This is a genomic window from Pseudomonas sp. NBRC 111131 (genome assembly GCF_001320525.1).
Lineage (GTDB): Bacteria > Pseudomonadota > Gammaproteobacteria > Pseudomonadales > Pseudomonadaceae > Aquipseudomonas > Aquipseudomonas ceruminis.
In genome coordinates this window covers 29,890-53,161 of the sequence record NZ_BCBH01000008.1, presented here as the reverse complement: position 1 = coordinate 53,161, position 23,272 = coordinate 29,890, and the positions used below count along the sequence as shown (strand labels likewise).

Genomic DNA, 23,272 nt, shown 5'->3' with positions numbered 1-23,272 from the left:
TTACCGACATATTTGTCGGAAACGGCATGGTGCCTGGGCTGGCGCTATGTTCAAAAGCTATTGGGCAGGTTCGAAAACGAATATGTCTAGCCTGCCTGGATACCTCAGATGATACGTTCAACCGCGATAGTAACGTGGTGGAACAAAAGGCATTTTGCTGACTTTCAGGGCAACCTTCTTGCTCCGTACCAAGGCAAACAGTGGCGTTTCGAGTGCGCCATGTTCGATATCGACATAACCCATTGCAACGGGGGCACCGAGTGTCGGACCAAAGCCACCGCTGCACACTTTGCCTACCACTTTGTCAGCAGCGTCGACTATCTCTGCCCCTTCGCGAACTGGCGTCCGCTCTTGTGGCAACAGACCCACCCGCTTGCGTGCCACCCCCGCTTGCTGCTGGGCAAACACCACCGCGGCACCGGGGAAGCCGCCTGCACGGGTACCATCGGCGCGGCGCACCTTCGACACGGCCCAGAGCAGGCTGGCTTCGACCGGTGTGGTGGTGGTATCCATATCGTGGCCATACAGGCACAGGCCCGCTTCCAGGCGCAATGAGTCGCGCGCGCCCAGGCCGATCGGCTGCACTTCGGGTTCGGCCAGCAGCCGGCGAGCCAGGGCTTCAGCGGCGCCGGCCGGTACCGAAATTTCATAGCCATCTTCGCCGGTGTAGCCCGATCGGCTGACGAAGCAGTCCTCGCCAAGCAAGCTGACCGGGCGCAGCTGCATGAACGTCATGGCGGCCACTTCCGGTGCCAAGCGCTGCAATACCTTGACCGCCGCTGGGCCTTGCAGGGCGAGCAAGGCGCGTTCGGCGAACAGGGGCTGGATCTGGCAGCGGTCAGCGAGGTGTTCTTGCAGGTGGGCCAGGTCCTGCTCCTTACAGGCAGCGTTGACCACCAGGAACAGTGTGTCGTCACCCAGGTTGGCGACCATCAGGTCGTCGAGGATACCGCCTTGCTCGTTGGTGAACATGGCGTAGCGCTGCATGCCTACCGGCAGGTCAATGATATCCACTGGCACCAGGCTTTCCAGGGCATGGGCCGCCTCTTTGCCGCGCAGCATGATCTGGCCCATGTGCGAGACATCGAACAACCCTGCCTGCTCACGGGTGTGCAAGTGCTCCTTGAGCACGCCCAGCGGGTACTGTACCGGCATGTCGAAGCCGGCGAATGGCACCATGCGAGCGCCCAGCTCCAGGTGCAGGGCGTGCAGCGGGGTCTTGTGCAGTGTTTCGGACATCGATGACTCCTTGGTTTTTTATCGGGTCAACATTCGATGATGTTGACGGCCAGGCCGCCGCGGGCGGTCTCCTTGTATTTGCTTTTCATGTCGGCGCCGGTCTGGCGCATGGTGCGGATGACCTTATCGAGCGAGACGTAGTGCTGCCCGTCGCCGCGCAGGGCCATGCGCACCGCATTGATGGCCTTCACCGAGCCCATGGCGTTGCGCTCGATGCAAGGCACCTGGACCAGCCCGCCTATCGGGTCGCAGGTCAGGCCAAGGTTGTGTTCCATGCCGATCTCGGCGGCGTTTTCAACCTGTTGCACGCTGCCACCCATCACTTCGCACAAGGCGCCCGCCGCCATCGAGCAGGCCACACCCACCTCGCCCTGGCAGCCCACTTCGGCCCCGGAGATCGAAGCGTTTTCCTTGTACAAGATGCCGATGGCGGCGGCGGTGAGCAAAAAGCGCACCACGCCGTCTTCGCTGGCACCGGGGACGAAGCGCATGTAGTAGTGCAGCACCGCCGGGACGATGCCCGCCGCGCCGTTGGTCGGTGCGGTGACCACGCGCCCGCCGTAGGCGTTTTCCTCGTTCACTGCCAGCGCGTAGAGGTTGACCCAGTCGAGCACCGACAGCGCATCGCGCAGGTTGGCCTCCGGGTGCTGACTGAGCTGGCGGTAGAGCGCCGGTGCGCGGCGCTTGACCTTGAGGCCGCCTGGCAGGATGCCCTCATGCCGGTAGCCGGCCTCGACGCAGTCCTGCATCACCTGCCAGATTCGCAGCAGGCCGGCACGGGTCTCGGCCTCGGGGCGCCACACCGCTTCGTTGGCCAGCATCACCTGGCTGACCGACAAGCGCTGTGCGGTGCAATGCCCGAGCAGTTCCTTGGCGGTTTTGAAGGGATAGGGCAGCACCGTGCTGTCCTCGACGATACGGTCGTGACCGGCGGCGTCTTCATCGACCACAAAGCCGCCGCCTACCGAGTAGTACTCGCGGCTACGGATCTGCAAGCCGGCTGCGTCGAAGGCACGAAAAATCATGCCGTTGGGATGATAAGCCAGCGGCTTGCGGATCATCGCCAGATGCTGCTTTTCGGTGAAGGCAATATCGTATTCGCCGAGCAGGCGCAGGTGGCCGCTGTCGCGGATCGCCTGCAGGCGGGCGGGGATGGATTCGGTGTCGACAGTATCGGGGTGCTCGCCTTCAAGGCCGAGCAATACCGCCTTGTCGCTGCCGTGGCCTTTGCCGGTTGCACCGAGCGAGCCATACAGCTCGGCCTTGATGCTCGCGGTGCTGGCCAGCAGGCCGTCGCGGCGCAGCCCTTCAGCAAAGCGTGCGGCAGCGCGCATCGGGCCGACCGTGTGGGAGCTGGAGGGGCCGATGCCGATCTTGAACAGGTCGAAGACGCTCAGGGACATAGTGGTTCCTCCAGGTAGGTCGTGCAGACAGCATTGGCCCCTGTGGGCGCGGGACAAGCCCGCTCCACAAGGGGAGTCCGCCTCAAACGTCCTGATAGCTTTCGATCGACGGGCAGGCGCAGACCAGGTTGCGGTCACCGAACACGTTGTCGACCCGCCCGACCGGCGGCCAGTACTTGCCCTCCACCAGGCTCGGCAGTGGGTACACCGCTTGCTCACGGCTATAACCATGGGCCCAGTCGCCCACCAGCTCGGCCGCCGTGTGCGGGGCGTTTTTCAGCGGGTTGTCATCCTTGTCCAGGCTACCGTTCTCCACGGCGCGAATCTCTTCGCGGATCTGGATCATTGCGTTGCAGAAGCGGTCCAGTTCTTCTTTGGACTCGCTTTCGGTCGGTTCGATCATCAGCGTGCCCGCCACAGGGAAGGACATGGTCGGGGCATGGAAGCCAAAGTCGATCAGGCGCTTGGCCACGTCGTCGACACTGATGCCGCTGGTGTCCTTGAGCGGGCGCAGGTCGAGAATGCACTCGTGTGCCACCAGGCCATTGCCACCGGTGTACAGAACAGGATAGTGCTCTTCCAGGCGCCGGGCGATGTAGTTGGCATTGAGGATCGCCATTTGCGAGGCGCGCTTGAGGCCCGCACCGCCCATCATGCGGATGTACATCCAGGTAATGGGCAGGATGCTGGCGCTGCCGAACGGCGCCGCGCACACGGCACCTTCGTGGTTTTCCAGCTGTGCATGGCCTGGCAGGAATGGCGCCAGGTGCGCTTTCACGCCAATCGGGCCGACGCCCGGGCCGCCACCGCCGTGTGGAATACAGAACGTCTTGTGCAGGTTCAAGTGCGAGACATCGCCGCCGAACTTGCCGGGGGCGCACAGGCCGACCATGGCATTCATGTTGGCGCCGTCGATGTACACCTGGCCGCCATTGTCGTGAATGATCGCGCAGATCTCGCCGATCGCCTCCTCGAACACGCCGTGGGTCGATGGGTAGGTGATCATGATCGCGGCCAGGCGCTCCCGGTGCTCGATGGCCTTGGCACGCAGGTCATCGACATCGACGTTGCCACGGGCGTCACAGGCGGTGACAACCACGCGCATACCGGCCATGTGCGCGGTAGCGGGGTTGGTACCGTGGGCTGAAGACGGGATCAGGCAGATATCACGATGGCTTTCGCCACGGCTGCGGTGGTAAGCGCGGATGGCCAGCAGGCCGGCGTACTCGCCTTGGGAGCCGGCATTGGGTTGCAGCGACACGGCGTCGTAGCCAGTGGCGGCGCACAACATGGCTTCCAGTTCACGGGTCAGCTGCTGGTAGCCCTGACTCTGCTCGGCGGGGGCGAACGGGTGCAGGTTGCCGAACTCGGCCCAGGTCACCGGGATCATTTCGCTGGCGGCGTTGAGCTTCATGGTGCACGAACCCAGCGGGATCATGCTGCGGTCCAGCGCCAGGTCCTTGTCGGCCAGGCGACGCAGGTAACGCATCAGTTCGGTTTCGCTGTGGTATCGGTTGAACACCGGGTGTTCGAGGATGGCCGACTGGCGCAGCAGCGCGACCGGCAGGCGCGAGCCGGTGCTGGCGGCCAGGGCGGCGAAGTCAGGGTGTGCCTGCTGGCCGGCGAAGACCTGCCATAAGGCTTCTACATCGGCCTGGGTGGTCGTTTCGTCGAGCGACAGCCCCAGCGTGTCGCTGTCGATCTGGCGCAGATTGATGCGTTGCTCACGGGCCTTGGCGTGCAGGCTTGCGGTTGCGCTGCCCGTGGCCAGGGTCAGGGTATCGAAGGCGGTTTCGCCCAGCACGTCGATGCCCAGGGTTTTCAGGCCGGCGGCAAGGATCGCGGTCAGCGCGTGGGTGCGCTGGGCAATGCGCTTGAGGCCTTGCGGGCCGTGGTACACGGCGAACATGCTGGCGATGTTGGCTAGCAGCACCTGGGCGGTGCAGATGTTGCTGGTGGCCTTCTCGCGACGGATGTGCTGCTCGCGGGTCTGCATGGCCAGGCGCAGTGCGGTCTTGCCGAAGCGGTCGATCGACACGCCGACCAGGCGGCCCGGCATGTCACGCTTGAAGGCATCGCGGGTGGCGAAGTAGGCCGCGTGGGGGCCTCCGAAACCAAGCGGTACACCGAAGCGCTGGGCGCTGCCAATGGCCACGTCGGCGTCGAATTCGCCCGGCGGGGTCAGCAGCGTCAGGGCCAGCAGGTCGGCGGCCACGGCCACCAGGGCATTGGCGGCATGGAAGCGCTGCACCAGTTCACGGTAGTCGAACACTTCACCCTTACTGGCCGGGTATTGCAGCAGGGCACCGAAGAAGGTGCTGACATCGTTCAGCTCGCGCTCGTCACCCACCACGATCTCGATGCCCAGCGGTTCGGCACGGGTCCGCAGCACGTCGAGGGTCTGGGGATGGCAGTGCACGGAGGCAAAGAAGGCATGGCTGGCCTTGTTCTTTGACAGGCGCTTGCAGAAGGTCATGGCTTCGGCGGCGGCAGTCGCTTCGTCGAGCAAGGATGCGTTGGCGATCGGCAGGCCAGTCAGGTCGCTGATCAGGGTCTGGAAGTTCAGCAGGGCCTCCAGGCGGCCTTGAGAGATTTCAGGCTGGTAAGGCGTGTAGGCAGTGTACCAGGCAGGGTTTTCCAGCAGATTGCGCAGGATCGGTGCCGGGGTGTGGGTGTTGTAGTAGCCCTGGCCGATGTAGTTCTTGAACAGCTGGTTCTTGCCAGCGATGGCTTTCAGCGCAGCGAGGGCATCGGCCTCGCTCTGGCCGTCTGCCGAGCCCAGTACGCTAGTGCCTTTGATGGTATCGGGGATGACAGCGGCGGTCATGGCTTCCAGCGAGTCAAAGCCGAGGGTCGCCAGCATGGCCTGCTCGTCAGCGGTGCGAGGGCCGATGTGCCGCGCGATGAATTCGTTGGCGGTGCCGAGGTTGATGGTCATGGCAGGTGTCCTCAGGCGTCGTCGTTGGCTTTGATCAGGCGGTCGTAGGCGTCCTGGTCGAGCAGGGCGGCCACTTCGTTCATGTCTGCGGGGATGAAGCGGAAGAACCAGCCCTCGCCCAGTGGATCTTCGTTGACCCGTTCGGGGCTTTGATCAAGCTGGTCATTCACTGCAACCACTTCGCCGGCCAGCGGCATGTAGACACCGCTGGCGGCCTTGACCGATTCGACGGTGGAGGCTTCGGCACCTTTGTCGTACTGCTGCAGCTCTGGCAGTTGCACGTAGACCACGTCACCCAAGGCATTCTGAGCGTAGGCAGTGATGCCTACGGTGACACTGCCGTCGGCCTCGACGCGCAGCCATTCGTGATCTTCGGTGAAACGCAACTCGCTCATGGGGAATCCTCGGGAAGCAGGGCGTTGGGCGCGGTATGGCCGCGCTCTTGGTTAAGGATTCCATAGCAATAATGCGGCCATTAAATAAAAGTCATTAAATATCAATAACTTAAATAATTTAACCGATGTAGTTTTCGCTTTTTTGGAATGAAAACGCTACAGAGGAGGGCGGAAAGAAAAGGTTCGGAGGATCAAACCCTTGCGCAGAACGCGCCAAGTGGCTTTGTATTGAATTCGATACGATGTACGGATATCGCTACGGACAGGGCGGCCGGGCCCATGCGCGGGTTACGCCGCGAAAGGGCCCGATTTTTTACAGCGCTGTAAAGAACGGCAGCGTGAGGTACAGCTTGATCACGATGACGTTGATGATGTCGATGAAGAAGGCGCCCACCATCGGTACTACCAGAAATGCAATCTGCGAAGGCCCGAAGCGCTGGGTGATGGCTTGCATGTTGGCGATGGCCGTTGGCGTTGCGCCCAGGCCAAAACCGCAGTGTCCGGCGGCCAGTACGGCGGCATCGTAGTTGCTGCCCATGAGTCTGAACGTCACGAACATTGCAAACAGTGCCATGACCAACGTTTGTACAGCCAAAAGAGTGAAGAAGGGTAATGCCAGGGCCGCCAGGTCCCACAGTTTCAGGGACATCAGTGCGATCGCCAGAAACAGCGACAAGCTGACATTGCCCAGCACGGACACTTCGCGCTCGAATACCTGATACAGGCCAAATGCAGAAAGCCCGTTGCGCAGCAGCACGCCCACGAACAAGACGCAAACGAATGTCGGTAACTCAAATGCCGTCTCGTGGAGCAGGCCGTTCAACAGGGTGCCGCCCATCAAACTGACCGCGATCAGAGCAAGGGTTTCGATCATTGAGAAGGGCGTGATCAGCCGCTCTTCGTTTGGCTGTTCGAAGCCCTTTGGCAAGTGTGAAACACCCTGATCAAGGCCCGGCGTTTCAACACGGTTGATGAGTAGGCGTGCAACCGGCCCGCCAATCAGCCCGCCCAGAACCAAGCCAAACGTCGCCGCTGCCAATGCCAGTTCCGTTGCCGAAGCCAAACCGTACTTTTCGCTGAACGTCGCTCCCCACGCCGCGCCGGTGCCGTGGCCGCCCGACAGGGATATCGAACCGGACAACAGGCCCATCAGCGGATCAAGCCCCAGTGCCTTTGCCAGCCCGATGCCCATTGCATTCTGGACCACCAGCAGCCCAGTGACCGCCAGCAGGAAAATACCGACAACCCGGCCGCCTTTTTTCAGGCTGGCAATGTCGGCACTCAGACCGATGGTGGCAAAAAACGCCAACATCAAGGGTGTTTGCAGTGAGGTATCGAACTGCACATGCACGTCGACGGTGCGTAAGCCCAACAGCAGCAGCGCCACGAGCAGGCCGCCTGCTACCGGTTCGGGAATATTGTAAGTGCGCAGGAAACCGACGCGGGTGACAAGACCGCGCCCTAGCAAAAGTACCAGGGAAGCGGCCACGAGCGTGCCGTAAAAATCGAGTTGAAGCATTCAGAGTACTCTTGGTTCCGTGAGGGGCGAACATTGCTTGGAGGCGCCTTTTGGGCCGAGTGTATGTGCAATGTCATCCTTTAACGGGTAGGGAAATTCTGAATAAAACCTCGATTTTGCGGGCAAATGGAGAGGGGAGGCATTCGTACCGGGCCGGGGCGAATACCGCCACATCAGCCCTTGTTGGGGATACCGTACTTGCGTAGCCGTTGAGCGATGGCGGTGTGCGACGTCTGCAGTCGCCCCGCCAACTGTCGGGTGGAGGGGTAACTGGGATACAGCCGCTGCAGCAGCTCACGTTCGAAATTGCCAACCGCCTGTTCCAGGCTGGCCACCTCGCCATCCTGCCCGCGGGCTACCGACGTGCCGGCGATGTCCAAGTCGCCGATGTCCACCAGGTTGCCCTCGCAAATGGCAGCGGCGCGGAAGATCACGTTCTGCAACTGACGCACGTTGCCCGGCCATGGGTTGGCCAGCAGTGCCGAATGGGTGGCGGGCGTCAGGCGGCATGGTGGGCGTTGGATCTGGGTGCAGGCCTGCTGCATGAAGTAATGCGCGAGCATCAGGATATCCTGACCCCGGTCACGCAGTGGCGGCACTTGCAGGTTGAGCACATTCAGGCGGTAGAACAGGTCTTCACGGAACGTGCCTTCGGCGACCATGCGTTCCAGGTCACGGTGGGTGGCACTGATAATTCGTACATCGACCTTCACCTCACGGTCGCCGCCCACGCGGCGGAAGCTGCCATCGCTGAGAAAGCGCAGGAGCTTGGCCTGCAGGTAAGGAGACATTTCGCCGATTTCGTCGAGAAACACCGTCCCCTGGTTGGCCAGCTCCATCAGCCCTGGCTTGCCACCCCGCTGGGCACCGGTAAAGGCGCCGGGGGCATAGCCGAACAGCTCGCTTTCGGCCAAGCTCTCGGGCAGCGCGGCGCAGTTCAGCGCCAGAAATGGCGCTGCATGGCGGCTGCTGATGGCATGGCAGGCACGGGCCACCAGTTCTTTGCCGGTGCCGGTCTCGCCATGTACCAGCAGCGGTGCGTCGAGCGCCGCCACGCGTAGGGCGCGCGCCTTGAGGGTGCGAATCGCCGGTGAGTCGCCGAGCAATGCATCGAAGCCTTCGGCATGGTCGTGGTGCAGGGCCGACAGGCGCTCGCCCATACGGTTGGGTGGGTAGAGGGTCAGCAGGCCGCCGGCGTTGGTGATGGGCGTGGCATCGAGCAGCAGGCTCTGGCCGTTGAGCTGCATCTCACGCATCGGCAAATGGAAATTGTTGTCCAGCAGTGCCTGCAGTAGCGCCGGGTCGCCGAACAGCTCGCCTACCGAGCGCCCGGCCGACTCTCGGCCGCACAGGGCGATCAGCGCCGGGTTGGCAAGCAGCACCTTGCCGGCGCTGTCCACCGCCAGCACCGGATCGCTCATGGCCGCCAGCAAGGCGTCGAGCTGCAGGTGGCGGCGCTGGCCGGGAAGGATGTCGACCACGTCCACCGATTGCACACCGTGCACATCGAACAGGGCGTCGTGCAGCTCTTCCAGCACGGCCGGGCTGAGGGTCGGGGCATCGATGTAGACGTTCGGCGGGACCATCTCCACGGCGTCCAGGTTGAGGTTGCGGGCACCGAGCAGGGCGAGGACTTCCTGGGTGATGCCGACGCGGTCGATGAAGCTGACGTGGATGCGCATGGGGAGAGGAGGTTATGGCCGGGGGAGGGCAGTAGTATGCCTCGTGCGCTGTGTGAAACCCAATCGCCGGCCAGCCGGCCTCCACAGGTGCTGCCCGTCAGTGGCGGTCTGCGGGAGCCGGCTGGCCGGCGAGGGGGTTACCCCAGATGTTCTGGCTTGATCGAGTCGCCCGACTTCACATCCAGCTTGGCGCGGATGTCTTCGAACATCAGGTCGTAGATCTTGTGCGGTGAGCTCAGGGTCTCGAATTTCTTGGGCGGTGCGAGGTGGGCCTGGGCCTTGCGGCTCAGCACCATCAGAAAGCTTGGCAGGACCTGGTCCTTGGGCAGAAAGAACGTTTCGTCCACCGGCTTACCTTCGATGCTGCCATGCAGGCGGAACTGTACACCTCGGCCTTCCTTGGGGTCCTGTGTCGCCTCGTACTCAAGATTGAGGTCATAACTATGGTCGGCGCTGTTCAGCGCGGTGCGCTCGATATGCACGTGACCAGGGTGGAACTGGGCCATGGCGGAATCCTCCGGAAGGTCGAAAACGGCGGGCGGCTTACGCCCGCCTACTGCATTCAACGGTAGCTGATACCTGGCTTGGCCGTGGAAACCCGAGTGCCGGCCGTGCCTTTGACGATGTCCTCGATGTTCTCCAGCGAGCTGATCACCGCCACTTTACCGGTATTGCGGGCAAAGTCACTGGCAGCCTGCACCTTTGGCCCCATGGAGCCGGCGGCGAAGCCCAGGCGTTCGAGTTCGTCGGGGTGGGCCTGGGCAATGGCTTTTTGCGTTGGCTTGCCCCAGTCAACGTAGGCCGCGTCGACGTCAGTGGCGATTATCAGAAGGTCGGCTTCCAATTGCTCGGCCAGCAGTGCCGAACACAGGTCCTTGTCGATGACCGCCTCGACGCCTTTGAGCTTGCGGTTTTCATCGTACAGGGTGGGGATGCCGCCGCCACCGGCACAGATCACGATACTGCTCTTTTCCAGCAGCCATTTGATCGGGCGAATCTCGAAGATGCGCTTGGGTTTGGGGCTGGCGACCACGCGGCGGTACTTGTCGCCATCAGCCTTGACCACCCAGCCTTTTTCCTTGGCCAGGCGCTCGGCTTCTTCCTTGCTGTAAACCGGGCCGATGAACTTGGTGGGGTCTTTGAAGGCCGGGTCGTTGGCATCGACTTCGACCTGGGTCAGCAAGGTGGCGAACGGCACCTCGAAGTCCAGCAGGTTGCCCAGCTCCTGTTCGATCATGTAGCCGATCATGCCTTCGGTTTCGGCACCCAGCACGTCCAGCGGGTAGGCTTCGTCCGGCTTGTAGGACAGTGCCTGCAGCGACAGCAGGCCGACCTGAGGGCCGTTGCCGTGGGCGATGACCAGTTCGTTGCCAGGATGAATCTTGGCGATCTGCTCGGTGGCGGTGCGGATATTGGCGCGCTGATTTTCAGCGGTCATGGGCTCGCCGCGGCGCAGCAGGGCGTTGCCGCCCAATGCAACAACGATACGCATGGTAGTGTCCTTTAACGTAGAAGTGAGGGTCGCCTCCTGCCCCTGGGGTCATCGGCAAGCCGGGTTCCAGGGGCAGGAGTGGCCTTTAAAGGTCAGCCAGGGTCGACACCAGGATCGCCTTGATCGTATGCATGCGGTTTTCTGCCTGCTCAAAGGCGATGCACGCCGGCGACTCGAACACGTCGTCGGTCACTTCGATGCCGTTGGCCAGGTCCGGGTACTGTTCGGCGATCTGCTTGCCGACCTTGGTCTCGGAGTTGTGGAACGCTGGCAGGCAGTGCATGAACTTGGTGCGTGGGTTGCCGGTGGACTTCATCAGCTCCGCGTTGACCTGGTAAGGCTTGAGCTGCTTGATGCGCTCACCCCAAGCTTCGATCGGCTCACCCATCGAGACCCAGACGTCGGTGTGCACGAAGTCCACGCCCTTGACTGCGGCTTTCGGGTCTTCGGTGAGGGTGAGGCGCGCGCCGCTTTCCTCAGCGTATTTCTTGCAGCGTTCTACCAGGTCGTCATGGGGCCACAGCGCCTTCGGTGCGGCAATGCGCACGTCCATGCCGAGCTTGGCGCCAATCAGCAGCAGCGAGTTGCCCATGTTGTTGCGGGCATCGCCGAGGTAGGCATAGCTGATGTCGTGCAGCGGCTTGTCGCTGTGCTCACGCATGGTCAGCACGTCGGCGATCATCTGGGTTGGGTGGTATTCGTCGGTCAGGCCGTTGAACACCGGCACGCCGGCGAACTTGGCCAGCTCTTCGACGATTTCCTGCTTGAAGCCACGGTACTCGATGGCATCGTACATGCGCCCGAGTACGCGGGCGGTGTCCTTCATGCTCTCCTTGTGGCCGATCTGCGAGGAGTTGGGGTCGATGTAGGTGACGTTAGCACCTTGGTCGTAGGCGGCGACTTCGAAGGCGCAGCGCGTACGGGTCGAGGTCTTCTCGAAGATCAGGGCAATGTTGTTGCCTTTGAGATGCTGCTGCTCGGTGCCGGTGTACTTGGCACGCTTGAGGTCGCGGGACAGGTCCAGCAGGTACCTCAGCTCGCGGGTGGTGTGGTGTTCGAGGCTGAGCAGGTTGCGGTTGTGGATGTTGAACGCCATGGTGATTCTCCTTGAATTCGGTAATCGGCCCGGCTACCGCCTTGTGGGGGCAGCCGGGAGAATGGTCGTTTAGTAGTCGATTGGGTCGCGCACGATTGGGCAGGTCATGCAGTGGCCGCCGCCACGGCCCCGGCCCAGTTCGCCGGCGCTGATGGTGATGACCTCGATCCCGGCCTTGCGCAGCAGGGTGTTGGTGTAGGTGTTGCGGTCGTAGCCAATGACCACGCCAGGCTCCACTGCCACCACGTTGTTGCCGTCATCCCATTGCTCGCGTTCGGCGGCAAAGCTGTTGCCCCCAGTCTCGACCACGCGCAGTTTGACCCCCAGTTGATCGCCAACCACCTCGATGAACGATTTGTTCTCGCGGCGCACGTCCATGCCGTAGGGTTTGCTTTCGTCGGGGCGGATGATGAACGGCACGATCTCTTTCACCACTTCCGGGAAGACCGTGACCAGGTCGCGGTCGCAGAAGCTGAATACGGTGTCCAGGTGCATCGCGGCGCGGGATTTAGGCAGGCCGGCGACGATGACTTTTTCTACCGCGCCTTTGGCGAACAGGTTCTGTGCCAGCTGGCCGATGGCCTGGCGCGAGGTGCGCTCGCCCATGCCGATTAGCACGATGCCTTTACCGATCGGCATCACGTCACCGCCTTCCAGGGTGGCGTTGCCGTGTTCTTTGTCCGGGTCGCCATACCAGACCTGGAAGTCGGCACCGGTGAACTGCGGGTGGAACTTGTAGATGGCGGTGGTTAGCAGGGTTTCCTGGCGTCGCGCCGGCCAGTACATCGGGTTGAGGGTGACGCCGCCATAGATCCAGCAGGTGGTGTCACGGGTGAACTGGGTGTTGGGTAGCGGTGGCAGGATGAAGCTGGAATGGCCCAGGTAGTCGTTGTACATCTTGACCACATCGGCGCCTTCGCTCTGCGGCAGGTCCTGGCCGGCCACGCCGCCTATCAGGAACTCGGCCAGGTGGCGCGGCTCGAGGCCTTCTAGCCAGCTGCGCACTTCGTTGGTCAGGCCGACACCGACGGTGTCAGGGGTGATCTTGCGGTCGAGGATCCACTTCAGGGCTTCTTTGTTCTGCACGATGTCGGTGAGCAGGTTGTGCATTTCCAGCACATCCACCCCGCGCTCGCGCATCTTGGTGACGAAGTCGAAGTGGTCACGTTTGGCCTGGTCGACCCAGATCACGTCATCGAACAGCAGTTCATCGCAGTTGCTCGGGGTCAGGCGCTTGTGCGCCAGGCCCGGGGCGCAAACCATCACTTTGCGCAGTTTGCCGGCTTCGGAGTGGACACCGTATTTCTGTTTTTCAGCGGACATGGTTCTTTCCTCCAATTGAGCGAGAACGTGGGGTCACAGGGTCAGGAAACCGTCATACAGGCCATAGGCTGCCACCAGGGCGCCGATGACCACGGCTGCGAAGATCAGTTTTTCCACGTTGGTGAAGATCGGTTGGCCAATTTCACGCTTGGCCTTGGCGAACAGGATCACGCCAGGGGCATACAGCAGGGCCGAAAGCAGCAGGTACTTCACGCCACCGGCATACAGCAGCCAAATGGCATAGATCAGGGCGATGCCCCCGATGAGCAGGTCCTTGCTGCGCTCGCGAGCGGCTTGCTCATAGGTTTCGCCGCGCATGGCCAGCAGGAAGCCATAGGCCGCCGACCACAGGTAAGGCACCAGGATCATCGAAGTGGCAAGGTAGATCAGCGACAGGTAGGTACTGGCCGAGAACAGGGTGATCACCAGGAAAATCTGCACCATCGCGTTAGTCAGCCACAACGCGTTGGCAGGTACCTGATTGGCATTCTCGCGGCGCAGGAACTCCGGCATGGTGTGGTCCTTGGCCGCGGCGAACATGATCTCGGCGCACAGCAGTACCCACGACAGCAGGGCCCCGAGCAGCGAGATGATCAGGCCGACGCTGATCAGCACCGCGCCCCAGTGGCCGACCACATGTTCCAGCACAGCCGCCATCGAAGGGTTCTGCAGCTTGGCCAGCTCTGGTTGGGTCATCACACCCAGCGACAGGACGTTGACCAGGACCAGGAACAGCAGCACGGTGATGAAGCCGATGACCGTGGCCTTACCCACGTCGGAGCGTTTTTCCGCACGGGAAGAGAAGATGCTCGCGCCCTCGATACCGATGAACACCCACACGGTGACCAGCATCATGTTGCGCACCTGGTTCATCACGCTGCCCAGTTCCGGCGTGCCGGTGCCCCAGATGTCGGCGGTGAAGATGTCGAGCCTGAAGGCGAACAGGCAGATCAGTGCGAACAGCACCAGTGGCACGACCTTGGCCACGGTAGTGACCAGGTTGATGAAGGCCGCTTCCTTGATGCCACGCAGCACCAGGAAGTGCACCGCCCAAAGCAGGATCGAGGCGCCGATGATGGCCGCCGGGGTATTGCCTTCACCGAAGACCGGGAAGAAGTAGCCCAGGGTGCTGAACAGCAGCACGAAGTAACCGACGTTGCCCAGCCAGGCGCTTATCCAGTAGCCCCAGGCCGAGGAAAAGCCCATGTAGTCGCCGAAACCGGCCTTGGCGTAGGCATAGACCCCGCCGTCCAGGTCAGGTTTGCGGTTGGCCAGGGTCTGGAACACGAAGGCCAGGGTAAGCATGCCGACGGCGGTGATACCCCAGCCGATCAATACGGCCCCCACGCCGGCGCTGGCTGCCATGTTTTGCGGCAAGGAGAAGATCCCGCCGCCAATCATTGAACCTACAACAAGTGCAACAAGCGCACCAAGTTTTAGTTTTCCGGAAGAATCAGACATTTAACAACTCCGTACCAGGAGAAAGTTGACGACAGGTTAAATCCGTCGCCTGGGTCATGAACTGACTTAGATCAGTTCATGACGTTGTGAAGTAGGAAAATTCCTTCACATGACTCCTGGAGAGTGCCGACAGCCTTTGCTTGCTGGGCCTGGTATGCTGGCACCTCCATGTACTTCTAGAGCAAACGCTCTGTTTGTCCTGCGATCTCTGACGCTAGCCTCTTTTGCCGTTTTCGCAAATTTTTCACAGCGAATTCCACGTTTGAACTTTTTTTAAAAGTTGAGCGGCAGTCGGCATTTTCTGCCTGGCCGCCGGTATAGACAAAGGAGTTATGAGTGCTATAGGTTTAATGGCTTGGTCTGCTATAAGAGGCTATATGGATATGCACTTAAAGCTGTTTCAGCGGTATGACAACGCGCGCAAAAGATGGGGATGTGCATGAGTGAACCAGGTCAGAAGCTGCGTCTTGGCGCGTTGATCGCACTGGTCGTCGGTTCGATGATTGGTGGTGGGATCTTCTCTTTGCCGCAAAACATGGCAGCCCGCGCCGACGTGGGGGCCGTGCTGATTGGCTGGGGCATTACCGCTGTGGGCATGCTGGCGCTGGCCTTCGTGTTTCAGACCCTGGCCAACCGCAAGCCGGAGCTCGATTCTGGGGTGTACGCCTACGCCAAGGCCGGTTTCGGCGACTACATGGGCTTCTCTTCCGCCTGGGGCTACTGGATCAGCGCCTGGCTGGGCAATGTCGGCTATTTCGTGCTGTTGTTCAGTACCCTGGGCTTCTATTTTCCGGTGTTCGGCGAGGGCAATACGCCGATTGCCATCGGCTGCGCGTCGCTCCTGCTGTGGGCGGTGCATTTTCTGGTGCTGCGCGGCATCAAGGAGGCAGCCTTCATCAACCAGGTGACCACCGTGGCCAAGGTGGTGCCGTTGCTGATCTTCATCGTCATCGCCGCCTTTGCCTTTCGCGCCGACATCTTCACCCGTGATATCTGGGGCCTGAGCAATCCGCAGTTCGGCAACGTGCTGGACCAGGTGCGCAACATGATGCTGGTGACGGTGTTCGTGTTCATCGGCATCGAGGGTGCCAGCGTCTACTCGGGACGGGCGCAGCGCCGCTCGGATGTGGGCAAGGCCACGGTGATCGGCTTTCTGGGGGTTCTCGCGTTGCTGGTGCTGGTCAACGTGCTGTCGTTGGGGGTGATGACCCAGCCGGAGTTGGCCGGGTTGCAAAACCCGTCGTTAGCCTCGGTGCTCGAGCATATCGTTGGCCCTTGGGGGGCGCTGCTGATCAGCATTGGCCTGGCTGTGTCGCTGCTCGGGGCATTGCTGTCGTGGGCGTTGCTGTGCGCCGAGATCCTTTTCGCCACGGCGCGGGACAAGACCATGCCGCGCTTTCTGGCCAAGGAAAATGCCAACCACGTGCCGGCCAATGCCCTGTGGCTGACCAACTGCATGATTCAGGGCTTTTTGCTGATCACGCTATTTTCGGCCGGCACCTACACCAGCCTGATCTACCTGGCGTCGTCGATGATCCTGGTGCCCTACCTGTGGTCGGCCGCGTATGCGGTGCTGCTGGCGCTGCGAGGGGAGAGCTACGCCGGGCTGGAGGCGCTGCGGCGCAAGGACCTGCTGGTGGCGCTGGTGGCGCTGCTGTACGCGGTGTGGCTGCTGTATGCCGGGGGGCTCAAGTACCTGCTGCTTTCGGCATTGCTGTATGCGCCAGGCGTGATCCTGTTCGCCCGGGCCAAGCGTGAACAGCAGCAGACACTGTTCACGCCTTGGGAGAAGCTGATTTTCGCCGCGGTACTGGTGGGCGCGGCGTTGGCGGCCTACGCGTTGTACTCAGGGCTGTTGAGCTTGTGAGGTAGGAGGGCATGCCTGTTCTGGCCGTGACCAGATCCACAGGTTGCCCAGGGTCATGCCGGCAATCGCCAGAAAGACCGGCCAGTGATGGTCGAGGAACGTCAGCATCACCCCCGCGCACACCAGCATGCTGATCGTCGCACTGACCTTGGCCCGGCGCTGGATTACCTTGCCATTGCGCCAGTTGTAGAGAATCGGCCCGAACAACCGATGGTTCTCCAGCCATGCCAACAGGCGCGGCGAACTGCGTGTCGCCGCCCAGGCGGCCAGCAGGATGAACTCGGTGGTCGGCAGGCCCGGGATGACGATGGCGACCAGGCCGATACCCAGGCTCACATAAGCCAGGATGCCATACAGCAGGCGGGACAGTTTCGAGCGGGCTGGTTGGGTCATGGTCTCACTGCGAAAAACGTTCCGGCCACCTGGGGGCGGCCGGGTAATACGTGTCAGGCTAGCGCGTTATCCGCAGCATAGGCATGTTTGAGCAGTTCGGTGAAGCGCTCGAAGGCGGCGACTGCACCCCGCTCGGCGGCGGCGTCTTCCTCGGCCGACAGCTCGAGGCCATCGAGGATACGGGTGAACTGCTTCCAGCCTTCGGCGCGGCCGCCGGCAGGTTCGCCCAGGTGTCGGGCACCGAAGCTGTCGGACAGTTGCAGGGCAACGGCACGCTTGATCAGAAACGCAGCGCCCAGTTTGGAGCCTTCGGAGACGAAGATCCAGCCCAATGCCTCACCCAGGCTCGGGTTCTGCAGTGCGCCGGGTAGCGCAGCCGGTACTTCGGTGCCCAGGTCAGCCAGGTCCAGGCGGGCCTGTTCGGCGCGGCAACGCTCCGCCAGGTCAGGGACGATGGCGACCAATTGTGGATCGTTGTACAGCGCCTGCAGTTCGGACTGGAACAGGTATTGGGCAACGACGAAGCGGGCAAAGCTTTCACGGCTGTCGAACGGCGCGTGGGATTTGACCAGGGCGTCGAGCTCGGTGTGCGGGGCGTGGGTAACCTGGTTGAGGCGTTGCGAGCGCAAGGCTGGGCGTTCGGTCATGGGGATGTCCTTGGAAAATGGGGGCGTCTAGTGACAAGACGAAACAGCGGCGTGGGGACAGTAAAAAAAAACGGGTGTTCGTGTTGTCAGTTCCGGGCCCTGACGCCGGCAAGCAGGCTCCCGCGGAGCACGCCGGCGACAGGGGCCGGAACTGATCAGTTCAGGTTAGATATCCCAAACCACATTGATGCCGAAGTTGCGCCCCGGCATGATCAGGCGGTCGAGGTTGGCAGGCTGGGTCACACCCGCTTCACCCTGGCCGTCGTAGGCGCGTACCGAATCCCACTGCCAGTATTTCTTGTCGGTGAGGTTGTACAGGCCAGCGTTGACCGTCACGTCCTCCGTCACCTTGTAGAAGCCGGTCAGGTCCAGCACGCCATAACCCGGGGTACGGAACTTGGCGCTTGAGCCATCCGGCGCGAAGAAGTTGGTGTCGTCGACGCGGGTCTTGCGCTTGACCAAGGTCCAGCTCAGCAAACCGCCGTAGTTGGCTTGGTCATAACCCAGGCCGAACACGCCAGTCAGCGGGTTGACGCTGTTCAATGGCTGGCCGGTGTCATCGTTGCGGCCATTGGCATAGGCCACCGAGGCCTGGGTATACAGGCCCTGCGGCGCGCCAAAGTGGTCGAGGTTCAGACGGCCCTTGACCTCAGCCCCCTTGATGGTGGCGTGCTTGATGTTGTTGGCCATGAAGGTGTTGCCAAGGTTGGCGCTTTGCACCGCGTCCTCGTCGATGAAGTCACGGTACTTGTTGTAGAACACTGCCACAGCGAAGTTACCGGCATCGAAGTTACCGCGCAGGCCAGTCTCGTAGCCCTTGCTTTTCTCGGGTTCCAGGTTCGGGTTGCCTTGTACACGATACCCCTCACCCAGGTTTTCGAAGCGCCCGTACATCGACTTGGCGGTCGGCGTGCGGAAGCCTTCGGCGTACTGGCCGTACCAGGTGTAGTTGTCGTTGAAGGCATAGGTCAGGCCGAACTTCGGTGACACGCGGTGCCACTTCTTGTCCGCATCGTCGAGGCTGGCAGGCGCTGCGCCGGTGCCTTGCACGCCCCGCAGGAACGCATCGGTGAACTTGGGCTCCATGCGCGTGTAGTCATAGCGAGCGCCCGGCAGGAACGTCCAGTTGTTCCAGCGGATCTCATCCTGCACGAACAGGCTGTAGGTATTGACGGTCGGGTCCGGGAAGTCGCTGACCAGTGCCTGGGCATCGCTGGCGCTGACCTGACCGATGGCACGGCAGGTACCACCGACTGCCAGGCAGGTACCGGTACCACTGCGCGAACCGGTCACCTTCTCGTGCTTGAGGGTGGTGCCGTAGGTCAGCAGGTGGTCAGTGGCGCCGATGCTGAAGGCTTTGTCCAGCTGTGCGTCAAAGACCCACTGGCGGTCCTTGTAGGTGGTGTCGCGGGTTCGCAATACGGTGCGGCTGAACGGGAAGTAGACTTCCTCGGTGTGCTGGTCGGTCTTGGCGATCTGGTAGTTCAGGCTCCACTTGATGTGGTCGGCGACCAGTGAATCCAGGCCGAACTCGTGGTTGATGCCAAAGCGCTCGCGGGTCACGGTGTCGTTGCCGTTACGGCTGCGGTACATACCCATTCCGGCACCATTGGCGAACGGGCCACCCACAGCGCTGAGAATGTTCTGGTCGCGGTCATCCTTGTAGCGTTCGTAGGTGAACCCCAGGCGCGCGTCGTCGGCGTAGTTCCAGCCCAGCTTGGCCAGCACGTTGGTGGTGCGTACGTCCTCGGGGTTGGCTTCGGTGCGCTCCAGGCCGGTACCGCCATGGCTGCCGAAGGACTCTTTCTCATGGCCGTTGCGTTGGCTCAGGTGCAGCAGGCCGTCGAAGTCGCCCTGGCGGCCGGCCACGGTCGCCGACGTCAGCCAGCTTTCATCGGCCGAGCTGTAGCCGGTCTTCAGGCGAGCGCCCACATCCTTGCCTGGCTTGATGATGTCGTCCGGGTCGAGGGTGAAGTAGCTCACCGCGCCGCCGATGGCGTTGCTGCCGTATAGCACCGAGGCCGGGCCGCGGAGGATTTCAACGCGCTTGATGATCTCGGGGTCGACGTAGTTGCGCTGGGTCTGTGCGTAGGGGCCATAGAAGAAGCTGTCGGGGATCGACACGCCGTCGATCTGGGTGAGCACCCGTTCGCCGTCGATGCCACGGATGTTGTAGCCGTTTAGGCCACTGCGCTGGCCAATGCCGGCCACTGACACACCCGGTTCGTAACGTACCAGCTCCTGGATATCGTTGACGTTCTGCCGGTCGAGCTGCTCGCGAGTCTGCACGCTGACGGTGCTGGGCACTTGGCTGACGTCCTGCGCGCTGCGGGTGGCGCTGACGGTCATCTGTTGCAGGGCAATGGTGTTCCCCGCCGACTGGCGCTCGAGCACCACATTGCCATTGCCGATCTTGCGATAGCCCAGGCCGGTGCCCTGGAGCAGGCGCTTGAGCGCCGCCTCTGCAGGCAGCGAACCTTGTACACCGGGTGATGCCACGCCATCGGCCAGCTCGGCGCTGAAGCCGACCTGCCAACCGGTCACCTTGCTGAAGGCATTGATGGCTTCGACCAAAGGCTGCTGGGCAATGCTGAAGCGGTAATCACCCATGCGTGGGCTACTTGCCTGAGCCGGTTCGGCGGCCAGTGCCGGCAGGCTGCAGGCGCCACTGGCGAGCAGTGCCAGGGTCAGCAGGGACAGTTGCCCTGCACGGCGGGGAAGGGTGGACGGGCGAGTTGAACCTGTGGACATCGAAAGCGCTCCCTGACGCGCGAACTGTTATAGGTGATGACCGTTCTTGTTTTCAAACAAGAATCAGTTGCATTGGCTATAACGAGACGGGTGGGGCAGCGCGATCGCGTAAAAATAGTTTCTGGGTCAGTTGAGGATGACCACGGCGGGGTATTCGTGCAGTTGCGCCGAAGTGATGTGGGCAAGGGCACGCAAGGTCTCCAGCGGTTCGTCCAGGCGATAGTTGCCGGTCACCGCCATGTTGTCCAGTTGCGTGTTGCGGTTGATGATCCAGCCGGGGTAATAGCGCCGGACCTCGGCCAGCACTTGGCTCAGCGGGCAGTTCTCGAACACCAGGCGGCCGTCGATCCAGGCGAGGTCCTTGTGCATGTCGGGGCGCTGGCGCTGGCCGAAGCCTTGCGGGCCGACGCTGATGCTGTCGCCGGCGCTCAGGCGGATGCGTTGGTCGCTGGCAGCCTGCAGGTCGACGTCACCGCGTTGCACGCGCACCTGCGCTTCGCCATCGAGGTAGCGCACGGCAAAATCGGTGTCGCGTACGTGCGCCCGCAACGGCCCGGCCTGAACCTCCAGGGGCAGTTGGGCTCCGCCCGGCACCTGGAAGTACGCCTCGCCCTGCAGCAGGCGTGCCACCTGGCGACCTTCACGCAGGTCGCTGGCAAACGCCGAGTTGGTGTTGAGCAGCACTTTGGCCCCATCGTCGAGCTGCAGCCGCTGGCGCTCGCCGACCACTGTCAGGTGATCGGCCTGCAGCCGTACCGGCAGGTTGCCAACGGTGAATAGCCCGACCAGCAGCACTGCGGCTGTGGCCAGGGGTTTCCAGTGCGCCCGCAGGCGCCCGCGCACAGAGCGGCGTCGCCCGTTGTGCATCTGCGTGGCTGCGTGGCGCAGAGGTGTGCCGTTCCACAATGCTTCGGCTTCGACGTAGGCTTCGGCGTTTTCCGCCGCGGCGCTGAGCCATTGTTCGAAGGCCCGGGTGTCGGCTTCTGTGGCGCATTGCAGGCGTACCAGCCAGTCCAGCGCCTCGTCCATCGCACGGGCGCGGGCGTCGGGCCCGGTGGCTGGCGGGCGAGGGACGGGGCTGTCGGTCACGGTGGATCCTTGAAATGATTTTCCCGAATGATCAAGGCTAAGGCGGGGTGTGGCAAGGGCCTCGCCTCACTCAACTGGCCAGCGGTCGTCTCACTTGAGGCGATCGGCCACACCCATGCAGATGGCCATGATCAGTTTCAGTTCCTTCTGCACCGTGCTGGCCGAGACATTCAGTTGCTCGGCGATTTCCAGGTAGCTGGCGCCGTGCAGGCGGCTGAGGATGAAAATGCGCTGTTGGCGCTCGGTCAGCTGGCTGAGGCTGACGCTCAGGTGCTTGAGCAGCTGTTCGGCGTGTGCGGCATCTTCGCTGCTGCTCAGGGGCGCCGCGACGTTATGCAGGACCTCATCGGGGACATCGTCGACCAGCATGCGCGAGTGCACCCGGCGTGTGCGCAGATGGTCCAGGGCCAGGTTGCGTGCAGTCTGGAACACGAAAGGTTCAAGATGCTCGATGGGCCGTTCGCTCAAGGCGCGGGACACCCGCAGGTAGGTTTCCTGCAGCAGGTCCTCGGCAGTGCTTGGGTTGCCCACCATGCGCTGCAAGGTGCGCAGCAAGGAAAGGCGCTGGACGAGGAAGACGGAGTTGAACCGGGACTGACTCACGGGGGGACCTGGCCGACGAAAGGTTAATGATAATGCTTATCATCTTGCCCATTGGTCAAGCCCGCAAGTGTTAGGAAAAGGTAAAGATTGTAGCGTTCAGGCCGGGGCCTATCGTCGGCAAGCCCACGCTCACAGGTCGTTCACTGGTCCCGCGCTTAGTGAACTCCCGCGTGAGCCGGGCTGCCGGTGACAGGGTCAGCGGGATCAGCGGGCGTTGCACAGCGCCAGGCAGTTATCCAGCATGCGGTTGGAGAACCCCCATTCGTTGTCGTACCAGGCCAGCACCTTGAGCATCTTGCCGTTGGCCCGCGTATGGTTGGCATCGAAGATCGACGACAGTGGGTTGTGGTTGAAATCGCATGACACCAGCGGCAGTGCGTTGTAGCCCAGTACCTTGGAATGCCGGCTGGCTTCGAGGAACAGCTGGTTGACCTGTTCGGCGGTGGCCTCGTGCTTGAGGTTTACGGTGAGGTCGACCAGCGACACGTTGATCACCGGCACGCGCACCGCCATGCCGGTCAGCTTGCCCGCCAACTCCGGCAGCACCAGGCCCACGGCTTCAGCGGCGCCGGTCTTGCTCGGGATCATGGACTGGGTTGCCGAGCGCGCGCGGTAGGGGTCACTGTGGTACACGTCGGTCAGCACCTGGTCGTTGGTGTAGGCGTGGATTGTCGTCATCAGCCCTTGCTCGATGCCGAACTCGCGGTGCAGCACCTGGGCGATCGGCGCCAGGCAATTGGTGGTGCAGGAGGCATTGGAGATGACCTGGTGCGAGGCGCGCAGAATGTCGTGATTGACCCCGTACACCACTGTGGCGTCGGCGCCTTTGGCCGGTGCCGAGACAATCACCTTGCCAGCGCCGGCCTGCAGATGTGCAGCGGCCTTGGCGCGGTCGGTGAACAGCCCGGTGCATTCGAAAACCACGTCGATCGCTTCGGCCTTCCAGGGCAGTTCGGCCGGGTTGCGGATGGCGCTGACCGCGATGCGGTCACCGTTGACCGTCAGGCTCTCGTGGTCGGCCTCGACCGAGGCATCGAAGGTGCCGTGCACGCTGTCGTACTTGAGCAGGTGGGCGTTCATCGCGCTGTCGCCCAAGTCGTTGATGGCGACGACCTGCAGGTCCTGGCGGTAGCCTTGGGTATACAGTGCGCGCAGGACGTTGCGCCCGATGCGGCCGAATCCGTTGATGGCGATGCGAAGGGTCATGGCAGTACCTCTGGCAGTCCGAGTGAAACCTGTGGCACAAAGGGGTTTCACTGAAACGGTTTTGTTGTTGGAATTACAAGATTATTCACTGAGCGATAGAAAACAAGCCTTTTTACTGGCAGTATTTTGTTTAAACATACAACGAGTGGTCGGGCAAGCCGCCTCCTC

Annotated in this window: 18 protein-coding genes; 1 reads left to right on the top strand and 17 read right to left on the bottom strand. The window is 62.2% G+C overall.

Going from position 1 to position 23,272, the window contains the following annotated elements; translation table 11 throughout:
- Positions 1 to 117: 117 nt before the first annotated feature.
- The 11 genes from gcvT to arcD (APH34_RS09930) all read right to left on the bottom strand — a co-directional run bounded on the left by gcvT (position 118) and on the right by arcD (APH34_RS09930) (position 14,548).
- Positions 118 to 1,239 carry a glycine cleavage system aminomethyltransferase GcvT gene (gene gcvT, locus APH34_RS09980; RefSeq protein WP_054901010.1) on the bottom strand — a complete coding sequence of 374 codons (1,122 nt, stop codon included), beginning with the start codon at positions 1,237 to 1,239 and terminating at the stop codon, positions 118 to 120.
- A 26-nt stretch (positions 1,240 to 1,265) separates the two neighbouring features.
- A complete protein-coding gene (locus tag APH34_RS09975) occupies positions 1,266 to 2,642 on the bottom strand; it encodes an L-serine ammonia-lyase (RefSeq protein ID WP_054901009.1) in 1,377 nt (458 codons plus the stop codon).
- A gap of 82 nt (positions 2,643 to 2,724) precedes the next feature.
- The gene (gcvP, locus tag APH34_RS09970; protein WP_054901008.1) at positions 2,725 to 5,580 is read right to left on the bottom strand and encodes an aminomethyl-transferring glycine dehydrogenase; all 2,856 of its coding nucleotides are present in this window, start codon (positions 5,578 to 5,580) and stop codon (positions 2,725 to 2,727) included.
- An 11-nt stretch (positions 5,581 to 5,591) separates the two neighbouring features.
- On the bottom strand, positions 5,592 to 5,975 hold the full coding sequence (gcvH, locus tag APH34_RS09965) for a glycine cleavage system protein GcvH (protein ID WP_054901007.1): 384 nt from the start codon (positions 5,973 to 5,975) through the stop codon (positions 5,592 to 5,594).
- Positions 5,976 to 6,288: 313 nt separating this feature from the next.
- The gene (gene gltS / locus APH34_RS09960; RefSeq protein WP_054901006.1) at positions 6,289 to 7,494 is read right to left on the bottom strand and encodes a sodium/glutamate symporter; all 1,206 of its coding nucleotides are present in this window, start codon (positions 7,492 to 7,494) and stop codon (positions 6,289 to 6,291) included.
- 173 nt (positions 7,495 to 7,667) lie between these two features.
- A complete protein-coding gene (locus APH34_RS09955) occupies positions 7,668 to 9,176 on the bottom strand; it encodes a sigma-54-dependent transcriptional regulator (RefSeq protein ID WP_054901005.1) in 1,509 nt (502 codons plus the stop codon).
- Positions 9,177 to 9,313: 137 nt separating this feature from the next.
- A complete protein-coding gene (locus tag APH34_RS09950) occupies positions 9,314 to 9,682 on the bottom strand; it encodes a DUF5064 family protein (protein ID WP_054901004.1) in 369 nt (122 codons plus the stop codon).
- 56 nt (positions 9,683 to 9,738) lie between these two features.
- The gene (gene arcC / locus APH34_RS09945; RefSeq protein ID WP_054901003.1) at positions 9,739 to 10,668 is read right to left on the bottom strand and encodes a carbamate kinase; all 930 of its coding nucleotides are present in this window, start codon (positions 10,666 to 10,668) and stop codon (positions 9,739 to 9,741) included.
- An 85-nt stretch (positions 10,669 to 10,753) separates the two neighbouring features.
- A complete protein-coding gene (locus tag APH34_RS09940) occupies positions 10,754 to 11,764 on the bottom strand; it encodes an ornithine carbamoyltransferase (protein ID WP_054901002.1) in 1,011 nt (336 codons plus the stop codon).
- 69 nt (positions 11,765 to 11,833) lie between these two features.
- On the bottom strand, positions 11,834 to 13,087 hold the full coding sequence (arcA, locus tag APH34_RS09935) for an arginine deiminase (RefSeq protein ID WP_054901001.1): 1,254 nt from the start codon (positions 13,085 to 13,087) through the stop codon (positions 11,834 to 11,836).
- Between the two features lie 33 nt (positions 13,088 to 13,120).
- Positions 13,121 to 14,548 carry an arginine-ornithine antiporter gene (gene arcD, locus APH34_RS09930; RefSeq protein ID WP_054901000.1) on the bottom strand — a complete coding sequence of 476 codons (1,428 nt, stop codon included), beginning with the start codon at positions 14,546 to 14,548 and terminating at the stop codon, positions 13,121 to 13,123.
- A gap of 439 nt (positions 14,549 to 14,987) precedes the next feature.
- On the opposite strand from arcD (APH34_RS09930), the gene arcD (APH34_RS09925) reads away from it, so the two are divergent.
- A complete protein-coding gene (gene arcD / locus APH34_RS09925; protein WP_054900999.1) occupies positions 14,988 to 16,415 on the top strand; it encodes an arginine-ornithine antiporter in 1,428 nt (475 codons plus the stop codon).
- On the opposite strand, the gene APH34_RS09920 is transcribed toward arcD (APH34_RS09925), so the two are convergent.
- The 6 genes from APH34_RS09920 to gap all read right to left on the bottom strand — a co-directional run bounded on the left by APH34_RS09920 (position 16,395) and on the right by gap (position 23,104).
- Positions 16,395 to 16,808, bottom strand: coding sequence for a YbaN family protein (locus tag APH34_RS09920; RefSeq protein WP_054900998.1), 414 nt, complete (start codon positions 16,806 to 16,808; stop codon positions 16,395 to 16,397). The genes arcD (APH34_RS09925) and APH34_RS09920 overlap by 21 nt on opposite strands.
- Before the next feature lie 53 nt (positions 16,809 to 16,861).
- On the bottom strand, positions 16,862 to 17,455 hold the full coding sequence (locus APH34_RS09915; RefSeq protein ID WP_054900997.1) for a biliverdin-producing heme oxygenase: 594 nt from the start codon (positions 17,453 to 17,455) through the stop codon (positions 16,862 to 16,864).
- A gap of 165 nt (positions 17,456 to 17,620) precedes the next feature.
- Positions 17,621 to 20,206, bottom strand: a complete 2,586-nt coding sequence (locus APH34_RS09910) for a TonB-dependent receptor (protein WP_054900996.1) — start codon at positions 20,204 to 20,206, stop codon at positions 17,621 to 17,623.
- Between the two features lie 126 nt (positions 20,207 to 20,332).
- Positions 20,333 to 21,295: a FecR family protein gene (locus APH34_RS09905; RefSeq protein WP_054900995.1), complete on the bottom strand. Its 963-nt coding sequence runs from the start codon at positions 21,293 to 21,295 to the stop codon at positions 20,333 to 20,335.
- A gap of 90 nt (positions 21,296 to 21,385) precedes the next feature.
- Positions 21,386 to 21,898: an RNA polymerase sigma factor gene (locus APH34_RS09900; RefSeq protein WP_054900994.1), complete on the bottom strand. Its 513-nt coding sequence runs from the start codon at positions 21,896 to 21,898 to the stop codon at positions 21,386 to 21,388.
- A 204-nt stretch (positions 21,899 to 22,102) separates the two neighbouring features.
- Positions 22,103 to 23,104, bottom strand: coding sequence for a type I glyceraldehyde-3-phosphate dehydrogenase (gene gap / locus APH34_RS09895; protein WP_054900993.1), 1,002 nt, complete (start codon positions 23,102 to 23,104; stop codon positions 22,103 to 22,105).
- Positions 23,105 to 23,272 lie beyond the last annotated feature (168 nt).

Coding starts and splice junctions, on each gene's coding strand:
- gcvT (WP_054901010.1), bottom strand. CDS start 1,239: ATGTCCGAAACACTGCACAAGACCCCGCTGCACGCCCTGCACCTGGAG.
- APH34_RS09975 (WP_054901009.1), bottom strand. CDS start 2,642: ATGTCCCTGAGCGTCTTCGACCTGTTCAAGATCGGCATCGGCCCCTCC.
- gcvP (WP_054901008.1), bottom strand. CDS start 5,580: ATGACCATCAACCTCGGCACCGCCAACGAATTCATCGCGCGGCACATC.
- gcvH (WP_054901007.1), bottom strand. CDS start 5,975: ATGAGCGAGTTGCGTTTCACCGAAGATCACGAATGGCTGCGCGTCGAG.
- gltS (WP_054901006.1), bottom strand. CDS start 7,494: ATGCTTCAACTCGATTTTTACGGCACGCTCGTGGCCGCTTCCCTGGTA.
- APH34_RS09955 (WP_054901005.1), bottom strand. CDS start 9,176: ATGCGCATCCACGTCAGCTTCATCGACCGCGTCGGCATCACCCAGGAA.
- APH34_RS09950 (WP_054901004.1), bottom strand. CDS start 9,682: ATGGCCCAGTTCCACCCTGGTCACGTGCATATCGAGCGCACCGCGCTG.
- arcC (WP_054901003.1), bottom strand. CDS start 10,668: ATGCGTATCGTTGTTGCATTGGGCGGCAACGCCCTGCTGCGCCGCGGC.
- APH34_RS09940 (WP_054901002.1), bottom strand. CDS start 11,764: ATGGCGTTCAACATCCACAACCGCAACCTGCTCAGCCTCGAACACCAC.
- arcA (WP_054901001.1), bottom strand. CDS start 13,087: ATGTCCGCTGAAAAACAGAAATACGGTGTCCACTCCGAAGCCGGCAAA.
- arcD (WP_054901000.1), bottom strand. CDS start 14,548: ATGTCTGATTCTTCCGGAAAACTAAAACTTGGTGCGCTTGTTGCACTT.
- arcD (WP_054900999.1), top strand. CDS start 14,988: ATGAGTGAACCAGGTCAGAAGCTGCGTCTTGGCGCGTTGATCGCACTG.
- APH34_RS09920 (WP_054900998.1), bottom strand. CDS start 16,808: ATGACCCAACCAGCCCGCTCGAAACTGTCCCGCCTGCTGTATGGCATC.
- APH34_RS09915 (WP_054900997.1), bottom strand. CDS start 17,455: ATGACCGAACGCCCAGCCTTGCGCTCGCAACGCCTCAACCAGGTTACC.
- APH34_RS09910 (WP_054900996.1), bottom strand. CDS start 20,206: ATGTCCACAGGTTCAACTCGCCCGTCCACCCTTCCCCGCCGTGCAGGG.
- gap (WP_054900993.1), bottom strand. CDS start 23,104: ATGACCCTTCGCATCGCCATCAACGGATTCGGCCGCATCGGGCGCAAC.